Genomic DNA, 15,281 nt, shown 5'->3' on the forward strand with positions numbered 1-15,281 from the left:
ATCTGGACCTAATAACTCGATTATTGCCAGGTAAATGACAGCAGCACTGTACTTCTGATCTGACCGGCCACAGCACCACTATTTTGCGCCACGACGTGTGCGGCCAAAGGCACAATCGCATTATGAGTAGATGAATCTACATTCACCGTCATACTGCTCCCCTTACCTTTAATACTGCTGAGGCTATTGGCATCTGCCAGTTCAATAGCAATATTTTGCGCAGACCCTTCATTTTTATATAAAGAAAGATCGTCGGAGTATGGCGTGCCATCAAAGGTGACAATCACTTTTGTCGTCATGACAGGGCAACCTGTCAGTTTTACCTGAAAAGGCACCCATTCCGAAGACGCGCCAGTGGTTCTGAGATGAGTTCCCAATAGTTGACCAAAATCAACGTCCTGGTTAACCGACCCGGAATCCACAACACAAGGACTGACCACCACATTTCCATAGATATTCAGGTCGGCACTATTCGTCGTAAAGGGAATGACGACAATGAGCGCCAGCATCGGGATAACCCTGTTCCATTTCATGCAATATCCTTTTTCAGGCTATAAGGCATTACTGATAAGTAAATGCGACCTGCATTGCGCTGACAATGGTACCTGGGTTAATGCTGCCAACGCTGGTAAAGGAGCGTGCGTCAAAGACATAGCTGACCGCATGGGTAGTTGAATTCACATTCTGAATCCAGGTTGCCTGCTTTGGATTCACAGACGTATCGGTCCACGCAGCGGCATTAGGTTTAATTTTTACCCCTACGCCTGCGGCCGTACCGGTGTTTGCAAACAGGTTGGTATCACTGGCGTAAGGAGTGCCAGAAATGGTCGCCACTGTTTTAGTCGTACTGGCTGGGCAATCTTTCAGGGCAATCGTGAAAGTCTGCGCCGTGCCGCCATAGGAGCCTGCAGTGGCAAGTTCCGTGGCCGGAATATCACCCAGGGTGACATTGAGATTGGAGTTTGCGGTATCAACAGTACAAGGTGACGCAATCACGTTACCCGTAATATTGACCTGAACCGGAGCCGCAATAGAAGCGTGGATGCTGCCAGCCAGTAAAATAGTATTAGCCAGAGCGAGCATAGTCATTTTATTCATGATGGTTCCTTTATTTAATAGTGGTAATAAATCTTGATGGGTAATAAAAATATTCGTGGTCTAATTTATTGGTACGTAAAATCAACCTGTAATACGGCACTGATCGTACCGGGTATGGATGGCTGGGCCGTGAGGTTATATGCTCGCGCGGCAAGATTAAATACCACAGTGTGATCGGCAGCTACGGATTTTGTTACTGATGGTTGTGAGGAGCTAATAATTTGACTATCTTCAGTATTACCAATTTGTATTGCGGTACGCGTTGCTGTCCCGCTATTTTTATAGAGACTTGGATATGCAGGATCAAATGCCCCAGTGAAATTGGCCGTCGCCCGGGTAATTGGCGGGCAATTTTTTAATTTTATTTGGAAACCAACAAGCGGGGATGCATAAAAATTATCCAGGGTGGTCGCCTGAATATTTCCAAGGTCTACGTCAACCGAGGCAGCCCCGTCGACAACACAAGGAATAGCCTGTACCGTTCCGTTAAAATCAACCCGTGATGAATCCGCAAATACCGTTGAGATATTCAGCATTAGTCCACAAAGTAATATTGTTGTTTTTTTCATAAGTCATCTCCAGCAGGTAGCGCTAAGTAACCCTCCACTCAGGAGGTTGTTTTATAAATAGTGAAAAAGATCAGTTGTAATAAACAGTAATCGTAATTGACGTCGAATAATTACCGACTGTCGGCGTGGCATTTAAATACGTTAACTTGGTTGTAAACGGAATCGATGCTGACATGGCAGACGTCATATCAGCAAAAGCCGTCACGTTACTAAAATCAACGGGTTGCCCGGTGCTATTGTTCACCAAACCCAGCTTCAGCCCATTTCCCAGATTTAAACCTGTGCTATCTGCCAGTGGGCTCGGTGAGGTGTACTGTGCCGTCAGTTTAAACGGCGCGGCACAATCTTTCGTCACCGATGCGGTAAACGTTTTATCTGCAGAAGCGGGTTGCCCCACGACGGCATTAAACGAGTTTACGGTATCGAAAGTAATGCTGTTTGGCGTCACCGAAAGATTCGCCGAACAGGGCAGGAATCGAATTCCGGTCAGGCCAGTGTTGTTATAACGAAAGTTTTCTACAATATTTAGCCCGCTTACACCATCAAGCTGGAAGGCACTGAAATAATTCCAGCCGTTATAATTCCCACTCATGGTGCCTTTCTTCTTAATATATACGTTATAACTAAAGGCAAAGTTTGTCGGATACGAATTTTTGCAAACATCCTCGGTATAGTTACAGACCGGAACTACAATCGGCAACGGCACCTGCATGGCAGACATATTGATGTCTGAACCATTGAGGACAATGCCATATTCGATCCCCGCACCTAATGGCACACGGTCTGGATTAGGGTATAAATAAACGTTTTCAGCCGCACCCCCTCTGTCTTTCCAGCATGTCACATTCATAGTTCTGTTTTCAGAACGCCAGATGACGGTGCCATCGGGCACAGATTGAGGTACCGCAATAGAACCGATATTTTCGGTAAAAGAGAATGAACCATTATCGGCAGACTGGCAGCGCAGAGCTAAAGCCTGATTTGAAAATAATAATGACACCCCAATAATAAAGATCGCTTTTTTTATATTCTTAAATAAAAAAATGCAGCATGCATGAAAACGAGATTGTATTTTCATTGTTTAATACCTGATAAATGGTGCAGTTCTGTCTGGTGTCGATTATTCCGAGCATATCGCCAATGAAAAATTAGCGGCACTTCCCGGTAGAAATAACAATGCCATCTTCAGACGCTTTTTCTGGCAATACATATTGTATTTGGCACTGTTGATCCGGAGTGCTCCCCCATTTCGCCAGCAGCGTACCTTGATCGGCCAAACCGGTTAAATAGACTTGTCCGTTATCACCAACAATGAAACTTTGCGCATTTTGCTCGGACATATTTGTCACTATGGCCCCGAATGGAACCGGTGTGCCGTTCATGCGCAGCAGCGTCATCATTGCGCGTTGACCAACATTGGCGACAAAGCTGGCACGCACGACGGCCCCGCGCGTTGGCACCACGTTCTGGTTGGTCAGTTCCAGATCCACGTTTTCTGGCAGGGTTTCGGTGTTCAGCTGAACCTGATTCCTGCGGTATGGGCTGGTGTATGGCACGATGGCATAACCGCGCCAGTCAGTTTTCACGCCCGTCTGGTTACTGATGCCGACGCCGCTGGCTCCCGGAGCCTTCACCAGGGCCACGGTTTCGCCCAGTGGCTGCCCAAAAGTCACGCCGTCCTCATGTACCAGGACTCCGCCCTGCACGCCATAGTTCACGCGCTGAGTGTTTTGATCGTAGGCATAGCCCGCAGTCAATTCCGCGTAGGTGCCGCGATAATCTGCATTCAGGTTACCGGTATTCCCTGCGCCCTGGCTGCCGTAACCTTCCTGTACGCTCCAGCTTAGGTTGTTATCGGCGAGCGTAGTGCCATTCAGACCCACGGTCTGAGTGGTGTTGCCGCTCTTGCTGGTGTTCAGGTTATAGCTGGCGTAAGTACGCGGCAAAAAGTGGTCAAGCGGGATACTGATATTCAGACTGAATATCTGATCGCGATCGTAGACTTTCCCCGAATTGCTGCCGTCACCGCTGCCACGCGAGTTTTCGTTGTAGCTGTAGTTGAGACCGTAACTGATGCCGTTCCAGGCATTGTTGTAGCCACCGCCTATCGAGCGCATAGTTCGGTCGCTGCTCCAGTAGTCTTCTGAGACCCAGCTCAGTGACAGCGATCCGGCATTCTCCCAGAGATTCTGGCTGATCGTCATTTCGCTGCGGTTACGGCGTCGATCTACCAGCGTGTTCAGGCTGTCAGACCGCCAGGTATCCATCACTTCCTGCAGGCTGTAGTAGCCGTCAGTCGAATAGCGATAACCTGCAATGGCGAAGTTGGTGCCGGTCTGGACAATATTTTTACTGTAACGCACCCGCCACGACTGGCCGGAGTCTTCCGGCATATCCTTCATCGAAGACCAGGCCTGCGTCACATCGGTCGACAGCGCGCCGAAATCCCCCAGGTTTTTACCCAGGCCAAGCGCTACGGAGCGATATTTATCCGATCCCTGGCCGCCGCCATACAGCGTGAACCCATGAGGCAGACCGTAAATCGCCGTACCTTGTGCGAAAGGCGTGTCATCAACCTGATTGTCATAAGAACGATACTGACCACCGGTGACCGCAAACTTTAACCGCCCTTCACGCTGTAAAACCGGGAGCGAGGCGAAAGGTACTACCAGCACCTGCTCGCTGCCATCCGCTTCTTTAATAGTGACGTAAAGATCGCCTGAGCTGCCCGTCGGGTACATATCATTGATTTCAAAAGCACCCGGTGAAACATAGCTTTGATAAATGATGTAACCGTTCTGGCGGATAATCACCTGCGCGTTCGTGCGAGCGATCCCGCGGACCACGGGTGCGTAGCCTTTGAGGCTGTCCGGCATCATCTCATCATCGGAGGCCAGCTGCGCCCCGCGAAACGGCACGCTGTCAAACACGTCTGATGGAGAAGAACTGTCACCCAATGTCAGCTGACTTTTCAGAGCATTGATACTGCGCTGTGCGTAGGTGTAAACAGAATCCCACTTGTCTTGCCCATTACTGTCGCGGTTCCAGGTCGAATAATTGCGTAAACGCCACGGCCCGATATTAATCCCCGGACGCAGGTTGGCATATTGGCTATTACCATCCTCCCCGGTGTTACTACGCGAATAGTTGTTTGATGCACTCAGGCTGTAATTGAGAAGAAAAGCCGGAATACCGTTATCCCACAATTTTTCCGGAACGTATCCGCGAGCTTTCTGCTCAATGGCTGCCTGCGGGATGCTTAGCAGAAGCTGTTGCTGAGAGAAGCGAAACTCCGCGCTGGCCTGAGGAATGGCGCTGAGTCGGGCACACTCCACACTTTCATCCCCTAACTCAGGGAAAAGCACGGTTTTAATGCCCATATCCTGCAATTGGCCAACGCTGAGGCAAGGTTGCAGACTCTCTTTGCCTGCACCATCTTTCAGCATCTTAAACTCTATATCACGCGTGTCATATTCCTGATCATTGACATAGATATCGACGTGATAAGTTCCCGGCGCCTGGCCCGCCCCTTCCTCAAAAACAGACAGGTCTGAGCTCCCCTGGCCTGGATTATCTAATTCCAGTAACGCAGGGTTGAAATATTCACGGGCATAGGTAACAGGTGAAAAACCGCAAATCGCCAGTTGGCTGGCAATTAACCACGCCAGTCTACTGACTCGTAATCTATCCCTGGTATTGATCTGTTTTTCATGGCTATACATCATTAAGCTCCATTGCCAACGAGACAATAAATTTTCCTGACTCTTTTAAAATTATTTTTATCGAGACTGACTTCGAGCAACGTCGGATCACAGAGCGGCACGGTGCTCTTCACCAATACCACCGAAGTCACTGATGATTTTCCAGGTGAGCGTTCCTGCTGTTACGCCGGATGGCAACTTAAAGGTCGCGCTGCTTTGTGGTGCAACATAAGTGACATCCGCGACTTCTTTACCGCCGACTTTCACTTCCTGGAAATTCATATAAAACGGGGTGGGATTATTCACACTCAGACTATTACCGTTACGTTTCCAGACTAATTTCTCTGCACTTTCTTCAGGAACCCCTTTCAGCCCCTGCGGACGATATATCAATTTGATACGTGTCTTAACGGCTATTTGCAGAGTGTTCTTTGAGCTGTCCTGCTCAACAGAAGGTATGGCCTTAATGTTCATCCAATAAAGGGATTCACGATCGGTAGCCAAATTTCCACCAGCACGGACAATACGTAATACGTTGCTTTTGCTTCCATCAAGACGAAACAGCGGAGGCGTCACCATGAAAGGGGCTTTCTCAGCGCCATTCTCGCCGGTATCAATCCACGACTGGATTAAATAAGAGACGTTGTCGGGGTTGTTGACGCTGAGTGAAGACTCCTTCTTGCCACCATCATAAATAACGCGCGTACCGCCGACGACCACACCTGCATAAGTGGATGCCGTTGCGAGCAATAAAGAAAGAAAAAGAGCACCAGAAACAATTTTCATTAATAACCTCAAAAGAAAATATGAAGAAAGGCCGATCATATTGACCCGGCCTTCATTAAGTACTGGCTTACTAATTAGCCATAAATGACTTAGTTGTAAGTTACAGAGAAGTTAGCCGTGGAGTTCGCAGGGCCGACAGAAACAGTGTCAGAAGTCGCGATATAACGAGCCACGAATTTCAGTTCATTATCAGCAGTGCTGGACAGCGGGTATGCTTTAGAAGCAGTAAACAGCGGCAGTACGGTGTTAGCATCGTCAGCCAGCTGAATGCCTACGCCAGTAGCAACGCCGCTTTCTGGGGTCAGAGCCAGAACGCTGGTGTCACCGGTAACATTGGTGCCGTCAAATTTAACCATTGCGTTGTGAACGGTATCCGGGCAGTTTTTCAGAACCAGAGTGAAGTCAGTTGCTGCAGCAGTAGAGCCTGCACCAGTAAATTCAGTTTTCATAACCTGGCCCAAAGTCACGTCCAGTGGGGCTGAAGGCGTGTTTACAACTTCACAACCCGCATCGATGATTTCACCCTTGAAATTAACCTGGCCACCTGCGGCAAAAGCTGAAGAAGCAGACAGCACAGCAGCAACAGCGAAAGCAGAAGCAATAATATTTTTTTTCATATTTAAGTCCTTAAATGTTTTATTGAATTCCGTCAGCATTAAATACACGCGCCCTCATCTTAATTAAAAGAAAGAGTCCATTGACGGAATATACTTGGTTGATAATATAGAGCATTAGCGCAATAATTTTTATACCCAGGCATTTCATTAAGTAAAAACAAAACAACTTTCACGTAAAATAAATACGTAAAAAGTTTTCTTAATACTTATTATCTTCCTGAGATGTTCATCACCCTTTTGCTGCGGTAAGTTTCCTCAAAAATTAATATCAGTTCAAGAATTTTCTGGGTGTACTTTTACACCGTAACATTCGTTCACACTTCCAGGAATATTCACCATAATTCCTGCATCCACACCTGAACCCAAGCTTCACGAAATATAAATGCCTCAGGCCATAAGTAATGACTAAATATATAAAACCATTTTTTACCGCAAATCCTGAACTGGAAAGTATGAAACCTACCGCTGATATTGAACGGTTAATGATGCATTTAAATCCCGAACTTAACAATATTAAAACATATAACGACCAAATTATTAACTACAACACAAATAAGGTACGTCAATGTTTTCTATTACATAAAGGCAGCGTTTCACTTTATCGAATGGTGGATGGCATGGTGCTAAATACCGAGTCAGCCCCGTATGTTTTCGGCATGAGCACACAGCTAACGCATGCCGACTACCTTTACATCCGTGTCCATGATGCCGCTGAGATCAGTATGCTATCCATTGACCGGGCAAATGAAATTATTGAAGAACACAATCTGTGGAAAAATTTGGCATACCTGCTGATTTACACCGCAACACGGGTTTACGATCACTGCACTAAAATATCGGCTCTCACTTCGTATGATGTGATTCGCTACCAGATTTATGAGCTCATGAGTGAAACGGAGAGCGTTCGTCGCTCTGTGACGATCGCCAAATACGTGCAAGATCGGACGTTCCTCTCCCGCAGCAGCATCATGAAAATATTGGCCGAACTTAAGAAGGGGGATTACATTGTTACGGACAAAGGAATGCTGGTATACATTAATCATATCCCTTTGAAATATTGATGGTCAGGATGGGTCATTGTCGATCCAGTCATATGCTAGACTAAAAACAATAACCTATGACGATGACATGAATAATGAGCAAAGAGCTACTTTCCGGCCCTTCTCCTTCGATGATACAGGTGCAGGCGACTCTTGATTTAGTCGAAAAACTCAGCCCACATCTTAAGTTTGAAATCGTGCCGCCCCAAAGCAAATTCCCTTACATCATCGATGATATCCCTATGTGTACGGTTGTACGATCCGGGAAGATCAGGGTACGCCGTGACATTGATGAGATCGTGATAGCTTCAGTACCGATCCCCAATATCATGGGGGTCGGTTCATTAATACCCAAAAATGCGGGGCTCTATATCGAAACGGTCAGCGAGTGTTCTATTGCGTCACTGACTTCTGAGCAGGTCCTGAAATTGATTGGGCAATTCGATCTCTGGCAGTTGCTCTCTGCCCATATAACGAAGGTTGCCAATAATGTTCTGGTGTATAGCATCATCATGACACCGCCAACGGCATACGAAATGATCCGCTTTCAGCTGTTGGCACTGATGGATGAAGATTCAGATATCAGGAATGACATCACTGCGGCGAATTATATTTTGCAACGAACCCGGTTATCCCGAAGTTCGGTGATGAAAATTCTCGCCGAGCTGAAAAAAGGAGAGTTTATAGTGATGGACGAGGGTCGGCTTATCCACATCAATAAGCTACCACATAAGTACTAACCCACGGTCGAATAAGGGACAGGTTCGCCCTCTCCCCGCCTGTCACCACAGTCAGAACTTTTCGATAACCTTAAAGTGCATTAACACCAGTGTCATATCCGGTGAGAACAGATCGTACTCTTCAAAAAAGCGTTTATGCTCGTTGCGCCAGTAAGCCAGGGTTTTATCACCTTCCCCTTCAGCCAGAGCATGGGCTTCGCCCACCTGATCAAAAGTGGTCATTTCCGTGGTGGTCAGTTCTATCGCGCAAACCGGCTTATTCTTGCCATCCACGACCACAAAAATATCACCAGGCTGCGCGATACCCTCACCATCCAGGTTAGCGCAGGTGGCTGTTTTCACGCCATCGAGCACCAGTTTGGCCAGTTCATCCGCCTGACGCTCGGTGTCACCGAATGCCCAGCGTTCTACATCTTCATACTTTTCAGGAATAGACATTGTTACCGTACCTTTTATTCGAACCATCAACTGATAATAAAATATAAAACGCCCGATGCAATTTCTTGCACCAGGCGTTTAAGAGACATCACAGTTCAACCAACAAAATTCAGATTATTCGTCCGCTTCGTCGTCGGTATTATCGTCTGCTGCGTCTTCACTTTCTGCTTCTGGTGCGATGTCGTCATCACCTTCAGCAACGGTGCCGTCGATTGCGTCCAGCTCTTCTTCGTCGACCGGTTCTGCAACACGTTGCAGACCCACTACGTTTTCATCATCCGCAGTACGGATAAGGATAACGCCCTGGGTGTTACGGCCAACGACACTGACTTCTGAAACGCGAGTACGAACCAGAGTACCGGCATCGGTAATCATCATAATCTGGTCGGTATCTTCAACCTGTACCGCGCCAACGACACTGCCGTTACGCTCGGTCACTTTGATGGAGATAACGCCCTGAGTCGCACGTGACTTGGTCGGATACTCATCAGCAGCAGTACGCTTACCGTAACCATTCTGCGTCACAGTCAGGATAGAACCTTCACCGCGTGGAATGATTAGGGAAACGACTTTGTCTTCGCCTGCAAGCTTGATACCGCGTACACCTGTTGCCGTACGGCCCATGGTACGAACGGCGTCTTCTTTGAAGCGCACCACTTTACCCGCAGCCGAGAACAACATCGCTTCATTGCTACCGTCAGTCAGATCAACACCAATCAGTTCGTCACCTTCGTTCAGGTTAACGGCGATGATGCCCGCAGAACGTGGACGGCTGAAGTCGGTCAACGCAGTTTTCTTCACGGTGCCGCTCGCGGTCGCCATAAACACGTTAACGCCTTCGGCATACTCACGTACTGGCAAGATAGCAGTGATACGTTCGTTTGGTTCCAGCGGCAACAGGTTCACAATTGGACGGCCACGCGCACCACGGCTCGCTTCCGGCAACTGATAAACCTTCATCCAGTACAAACGACCACGGCTGGAGAACAGCAGAATGGTATCGTGCGTATTGGCAACCAACAGGCGATCGATGAAATCTTCTTCTTTAATGCGTGCTGCGGACTTACCTTTACCACCACGACGTTGTGCTTCGTAGTCGGTAAGCGGCTGATACTTCACATAGCCCTGATGGGACAGCGTCACAACCACATCTTCGCGGTTGATCAAATCTTCAATGTTGATATCAGAGGTGTTCGCAGTAATTTCAGTCCGGCGCTTATCGCCAAACTGATCGCGCATAGCAACCAGCTCTTCGGTGATCACTTCCATCAAACGTTCAGCGCTGCCCAAAATGTGCAGCAACTCAGCGATCTGCTCCAGCAGCTCTTTGTATTCGTCGAGCAGTTTTTCGTGCTCAAGGCCGGTCAGTTTCTGCAAACGCAGATCCAGAATTGCCTGAGCTTGTTGCTCGGTCAGGAAATATTGACCATCACGAATACCGAACTCTGGCTCCAGCCACTCAGGACGCGCAGCGTCATCACCGGCACGCTCAAGCATCGCGGCAACGTTGCCCAGATCCCATGAACGCGCGATCAGGCCAGCTTTCGCTTCTGCCGCATTTGGAGAGTGACGAATCAACTCGATGATCGGGTCGATGTTAGCCAGCGCAATCGCCAACCCTTCAAGGATGTGTGCACGGTCACGCGCTTTTCGCAGTTCGAAAATAGTACGACGCGTTACAACTTCACGACGGTGGCGCACGAACGCAGAAAGAATGTCTTTCAGGTTCATGATCTTCGGCTGGCCCTGATGCAGCGCAACCATGTTGATACCGAAGGAAGTCTGAAGCTGAGTCTGGGAATAGAGGTTGTTCAGAACCACTTCGCCCACTGCATCGCGTTTGATTTCGATAACAATGCGCATCCCGTCTTTATCAGACTCATCACGCAGAGCACTGATGCCCTCAACGCGTTTGTCTTTCACCAGCTCAGCGATTTTCTCAATCAGGCGAGCTTTGTTCACCTGGTATGGAATTTCATGAACGATGATAGTCTCACGGCCGGTTTTGGCGTCCGCTTCGACTTCCGCGCGTGCGCGGATGTAAATCTTGCCACGACCTGTGCGGTACGCTTCTTCGATACCACGGCGACCATTGATGATAGCGGCAGTCGGGAAATCCGGACCTGGGATGTGTTCCATCAGCCCTTCAACGGAGATGTCTTCGTCTTCGATAAAAGCGAGGCAGCCGTTGATAACTTCAGTGATGTTGTGTGGCGGAATATTCGTCGCCATACCTACTGCAATACCGGAAGAACCGTTAACCAACAGGTTAGGGATCTTGGTCGGCATCACATCAGGAATACGTTCGGTACCGTCGTAGTTATCGACAAAATCGACCGTATCTTTTTCCAGATCGGCCATGAGTTCGTGGGCGATTTTCGACATACGGATTTCCGTATAACGCATCGCTGCGGCGGAGTCGCCGTCTACTGAACCGAAGTTACCCTGGCCGTCGACCAGCATGTAACGCAAAGAGAATGGCTGCGCCATACGTACGATGGTGTCATAAACAGCCGTATCACCATGAGGGTGGTATTTACCGATTACGTCACCAACAACACGGGCAGATTTTTTATAGGCTTTATTCCAGTCATTGCCCAATACGTTCATGGCGTAAAGTACGCGACGGTGTACCGGCTTGAGTCCATCGCGGACATCTGGCAGTGCGCGGCCGACAATAACCGACATCGCGTAATCCAGATAGGAGCTCTTAAGCTCTTCCTCAATGTTGACCGGTGTAATTTCTCTGGCAAGGTCGCTCATGTATCCGCTATCCCTCTACTGTGTCCCGGATTCAAAGGTCGCAAATTATAACACAAGCGGCGCTCAGTGGGGAAACCAGAACACATTTGCAGAATGCTTTATTCACAGACGTTGGCTGATATACTCCCGCCACGAAACGAGTAAGGAGTGAGTAGCCCTATGAATGCCGAAGACCAACCCGTCATCCACAACGTCGACCATGATGAAATCGCAAAATTCGAAGCCGTTGCCTCGCGCTGGTGGGATTTAGAAGGCGAATTTAAACCACTGCACCGCATTAACCCGCTGCGTTTGGGCTATATCAACCAACGTTCTGGCGGATTGTTCGGCAAAACGGTGCTTGATGTCGGCTGCGGTGGCGGTATTTTGGCAGAAAGCATGGCTCGTGAAGGCGCAACAGTAACCGGGCTCGATATGGGCTTCGAGCCGCTTCAGGTCGCTAAACTTCATGCGTTAGAAAGCGGCATTCAGGTGGATTACGTTCAGGAAACCGTTGAACAACACGCAGATAAATTTGCCGGTAAATATGACGTTGTCACCTGTATGGAAATGCTGGAGCATGTGCCCGATCCAAAATCGGTCGTGAGTGCCTGCGCAAAATTAGTGAAGCCTGGCGGTCATGTCTTTTTCTCCACGCTTAACCGTAATGGCAAATCCTGGTTGATGGCCGTAGTCGGTGCGGAGTACATTCTGCGCATGGTGCCAAAAGGCACGCATGATGTTAAAAAATTCATCAAACCGGCTGAATTGCTGGCGTGGGTCGATGAAACTCAGCTACGTGAACGTCACATGACCGGGTTGCACTTTAATCCCCTGACGAACACGTTCAAACTTGCACCAGGTGTTGACGTTAACTACATGTTGCACACCCAGGGTTAAATCAAGTTCAGCAATAAGTTAAAACGATAAAAATTGCGCGGTATCAAACCGCGCAGTTATGGATCACGTTTAAGAAATCAGCACCCGATCAAAAATATCATTTTTTTTGCATCCCATTGACAATTGTCACAAGCCTTACGTGACGTGGACTTAGCGAAATCTCGCCTGTCACAACACCAATTTTTCGGTTAAATCAATACTTGTTCTCAACCGATTAGTTACTAGAATACTCACCATATAGTGATCAAGTAATCCATAACCCCCTACATATAGTATTTATCCACAAGGTTAGCCACAAGAGGCCAGCTGTGGATAAACGGGGCATTTTTCATTTCACGGACAGGTACAAACTCACATGAATCAGAGTCTGCTGGTTACAAAACGTGACGGTCGCACTGAGCGCATCGATCTGGATAAAATCCACCGAGTTCTGGATTGGGCCGCTGAAGGTCTGAATAACGTATCCGTATCGCAAGTTGAACTGCGCTCGCACATCCAGTTTTATGACGGCATCAAAACCTCTGACATTCATGAAACGATCATCAAAGCTGCGGCAGATTTGATTTCTCGTGAAGCGCCGGATTATCAGTACCTGGCCGCGCGTCTGGCTGTTTTCCATCTGCGTAAAAAAGCGTACGGCGAGTTCGAGCCGCCTAAACTTTACAACCATGTCGTGAAAATGGTTGAGATGGGCAAATACGATCAACATCTGCTGGAAGACTACACGGAAGAAGAGTTCAAGCAGATGGACGATTATCTCGACCATGATCGCGATATGAGCTTCTCCTACGCCGCGGTTAAACAGCTTGAAGGCAAGTACCTGGTTCAAAACCGCGTCACGGGTGAAATCTACGAGAGCGCGCAGTTCCTCTATATCCTGGTTGCCGCGTGCCTGTTCTCCGGCTACCCGCGTGAAACTCGCCTGAGCTACGTGAAGCGTTTTTACGACGCCGTTTCCACCTTCAAAATTTCTCTGCCTACGCCGATTATGTCTGGCGTGCGCACCCCAACTCGTCAGTTCAGCTCTTGCGTTCTGATTGAGTGTGGCGACAGCCTGGACTCCATCAACGCCACATCCAGCGCGATTGTGAAATACGTATCCCAACGTGCGGGTATCGGCATTAACGCCGGTCGTATTCGTGCGCTGGGTAGCCCAATTCGCGGCGGTGAAGCGTTCCATACCGGTTGTATTCCGTTCTACAAACACTTCCAGACCGCAGTGAAATCCTGCTCTCAGGGCGGCGTACGTGGCGGTGCTGCGACATTGTTCTACCCGATGTGGCATCTGGAAGTTGAAAGCCTGCTGGTGCTGAAAAACAACCGTGGCGTTGAAGGCAACCGCGTTCGTCACATGGATTACGGCGTACAAATCAACAAACTGATGTACACCCGTTTGCTGAAAGGCGAAGACATCACCCTGTTCAGCCCGTCTGACGTCCCTGGCCTGTATGACGCCTTCTTTGCCGATCAGGAAAAGTTTGAGCAGCTGTACACTAAATACGAAAAAGACGACAGCATCCGTAAACAACGTGTGAAAGCCGTTGAGCTGTTCTCGCTGATGATGCAGGAACGTGCCTCTACTGGCCGTATCTATATCCAGAACGTTGACCACTGCAACACCCACAGCCCGTTTGATCCGGCTATCGCACCTGTTCGCCAGTCCAACCTGTGTCTGGAAATCGCGCTGCCGACCAAACCAATGAATGACATCAACGACGAAGACGGTGAAATCGCACTGTGTACGTTGTCTGCATTTAACCTTGGCGCGATCGAAAGTCTGGATGAGCTGGAAGAGCTGGCTATTCTGGCGGTGCGTGCGTTGGATGCGCTGTTGGACTACCAGGATTACCCAATCATTGCCGCGAAACGTGGTGCAATGGGCCGCCGTACTCTGGGTGTGGGCGTCATCAACTTCGCTTACTACCTGGCGAAACATGGCGTTCGTTACTCCGATGGCAGCGCGAACAACCTGACGCACAAAACCTTCGAAGCGATTCAGTATTACCTGCTGAAAGCGTCGAACGAGCTGGCGAAAGAGCAAGGCCCTTGCCTGTGGTTCAACGAAACCACTTACGCTAAAGGCATTCTGCCTATCGACACCTACAAGAAAGACCTGGATGTCATCAGCAACGAACCGCTGCATCTGGACTGGGAAGCGCTTCGTGAATCAATTAAAACTCACGGCCTGCGTAACTCCACGCTTTCTGCGTTGATGCCGTCTGAAACCTCGTCGCAAATTTCCAACGCGACCAACGGTATCGAGCCACCGCGCGGCCATATCAGCATTAAAGCGTCGAAAGACGGTATCCTGCGCCAGGTTGTGCCAGATTACGAAACGCTGAAAGACAACTATGAGCTGCTGTGGGAACTGCCAAACAATGACGGTTACCTGCAATTAGTCGGTTTGATGCAGAAATTTATCGACCAGTCGATCTCTGCAAATACCAACTACGACCCATCGCGCTTCCCGTCAGGTAAAGTGCCGATGCAACAGTTGCTCAAAGATTTGCTCACCGCCTATAAATTCGGTGTCAAAACGCTTTACTATCAGAACACCCGTGACGGCGCGGAAGATGCGCAAGACGACCTGGCGCCTTCTATCCAGGACGACGGCTGCGAAAGCGGCGCATGTAAGATCTAATCTTAGCCC

At 48.8% G+C, this 15,281-nt stretch carries 13 protein-coding genes; 4 read left to right on the forward strand and 9 right to left on the reverse strand.

The features are described 5' to 3' along the window. Positions 1 to 20: 20 nt before the first annotated feature. The 7 genes from BSPA111_RS10245 to BSPA111_RS10275 all read right to left on the reverse strand — a co-directional run bounded on the left by BSPA111_RS10245 (position 21) and on the right by BSPA111_RS10275 (position 6,771). Positions 21 to 533: a fimbrial protein gene (locus tag BSPA111_RS10245; RefSeq protein ID WP_183271067.1), complete on the reverse strand. Its 513-nt coding sequence runs from the start codon at positions 531 to 533 to the stop codon at positions 21 to 23. Positions 534 to 561: 28 nt separating this feature from the next. After that, positions 562 to 1,098: a fimbrial protein gene (locus BSPA111_RS10250; RefSeq protein ID WP_183271068.1), complete on the reverse strand. Its 537-nt coding sequence runs from the start codon at positions 1,096 to 1,098 to the stop codon at positions 562 to 564. Between the two features lie 65 nt (positions 1,099 to 1,163). Continuing rightward, positions 1,164 to 1,667, reverse strand: a complete 504-nt coding sequence (locus tag BSPA111_RS10255; RefSeq protein ID WP_183271069.1) for a fimbrial protein — start codon at positions 1,665 to 1,667, stop codon at positions 1,164 to 1,166. Between the two features lie 70 nt (positions 1,668 to 1,737). After that, the gene (locus BSPA111_RS10260; RefSeq protein ID WP_183271070.1) at positions 1,738 to 2,745 is read right to left on the reverse strand and encodes a fimbrial protein; all 1,008 of its coding nucleotides are present in this window, start codon (positions 2,743 to 2,745) and stop codon (positions 1,738 to 1,740) included. Between the two features lie 70 nt (positions 2,746 to 2,815). Then, a complete protein-coding gene (locus BSPA111_RS10265) occupies positions 2,816 to 5,389 on the reverse strand; it encodes a fimbria/pilus outer membrane usher protein (protein WP_183271431.1) in 2,574 nt (857 codons plus the stop codon). 87 nt (positions 5,390 to 5,476) lie between these two features. Further along, positions 5,477 to 6,154: a molecular chaperone gene (locus tag BSPA111_RS10270; RefSeq protein WP_183271071.1), complete on the reverse strand. Its 678-nt coding sequence runs from the start codon at positions 6,152 to 6,154 to the stop codon at positions 5,477 to 5,479. An 89-nt stretch (positions 6,155 to 6,243) separates the two neighbouring features. Beyond that, positions 6,244 to 6,771, reverse strand: a complete 528-nt coding sequence (locus BSPA111_RS10275) for a fimbrial protein (RefSeq protein WP_183271072.1) — start codon at positions 6,769 to 6,771, stop codon at positions 6,244 to 6,246. A gap of 401 nt (positions 6,772 to 7,172) precedes the next feature. On the opposite strand from BSPA111_RS10275, the gene BSPA111_RS10280 reads away from it, so the two are divergent. After that, the gene (locus BSPA111_RS10280) at positions 7,173 to 7,832 is read left to right on the forward strand and encodes a winged helix-turn-helix transcriptional regulator (protein WP_183271073.1); all 660 of its coding nucleotides are present in this window, start codon (positions 7,173 to 7,175) and stop codon (positions 7,830 to 7,832) included. A gap of 74 nt (positions 7,833 to 7,906) precedes the next feature. Next, on the forward strand, positions 7,907 to 8,551 hold the full coding sequence (locus BSPA111_RS10285; RefSeq protein ID WP_183271074.1) for a helix-turn-helix domain-containing protein: 645 nt from the start codon (positions 7,907 to 7,909) through the stop codon (positions 8,549 to 8,551). A 51-nt stretch (positions 8,552 to 8,602) separates the two neighbouring features. Here BSPA111_RS10285 and BSPA111_RS10290 read toward each other — a convergent pair whose 3' ends face one another. Further along, positions 8,603 to 8,989: an ASCH domain-containing protein gene (locus BSPA111_RS10290; RefSeq protein ID WP_183271075.1), complete on the reverse strand. Its 387-nt coding sequence runs from the start codon at positions 8,987 to 8,989 to the stop codon at positions 8,603 to 8,605. Positions 8,990 to 9,103: 114 nt separating this feature from the next. Then, the gene (gene gyrA, locus BSPA111_RS10295) at positions 9,104 to 11,752 is read right to left on the reverse strand and encodes a DNA topoisomerase (ATP-hydrolyzing) subunit A (protein WP_183271076.1); all 2,649 of its coding nucleotides are present in this window, start codon (positions 11,750 to 11,752) and stop codon (positions 9,104 to 9,106) included. Positions 11,753 to 11,911: 159 nt separating this feature from the next. Here gyrA and ubiG point away from each other — a divergent pair, with 159 nt between their 5' ends. Next, complete coding sequence (gene ubiG / locus BSPA111_RS10300; protein ID WP_183271077.1) at positions 11,912 to 12,631, forward strand: bifunctional 2-polyprenyl-6-hydroxyphenol methylase/3-demethylubiquinol 3-O-methyltransferase UbiG; 720 nt, start codon at positions 11,912 to 11,914, stop codon at positions 12,629 to 12,631. Positions 12,632 to 12,986: 355 nt separating this feature from the next. Further along, on the forward strand, positions 12,987 to 15,272 hold the full coding sequence (nrdA, locus tag BSPA111_RS10305) for a class 1a ribonucleoside-diphosphate reductase subunit alpha (protein WP_183271078.1): 2,286 nt from the start codon (positions 12,987 to 12,989) through the stop codon (positions 15,270 to 15,272). Positions 15,273 to 15,281: the final 9 nt, after the last annotated feature.

Origin of the sequence: Buttiauxella sp. A111, assembly GCF_014189855.1 — a bacterium.
GTDB classification, from domain to species: domain Bacteria; phylum Pseudomonadota; class Gammaproteobacteria; order Enterobacterales; family Enterobacteriaceae; genus Buttiauxella; species Buttiauxella selenatireducens.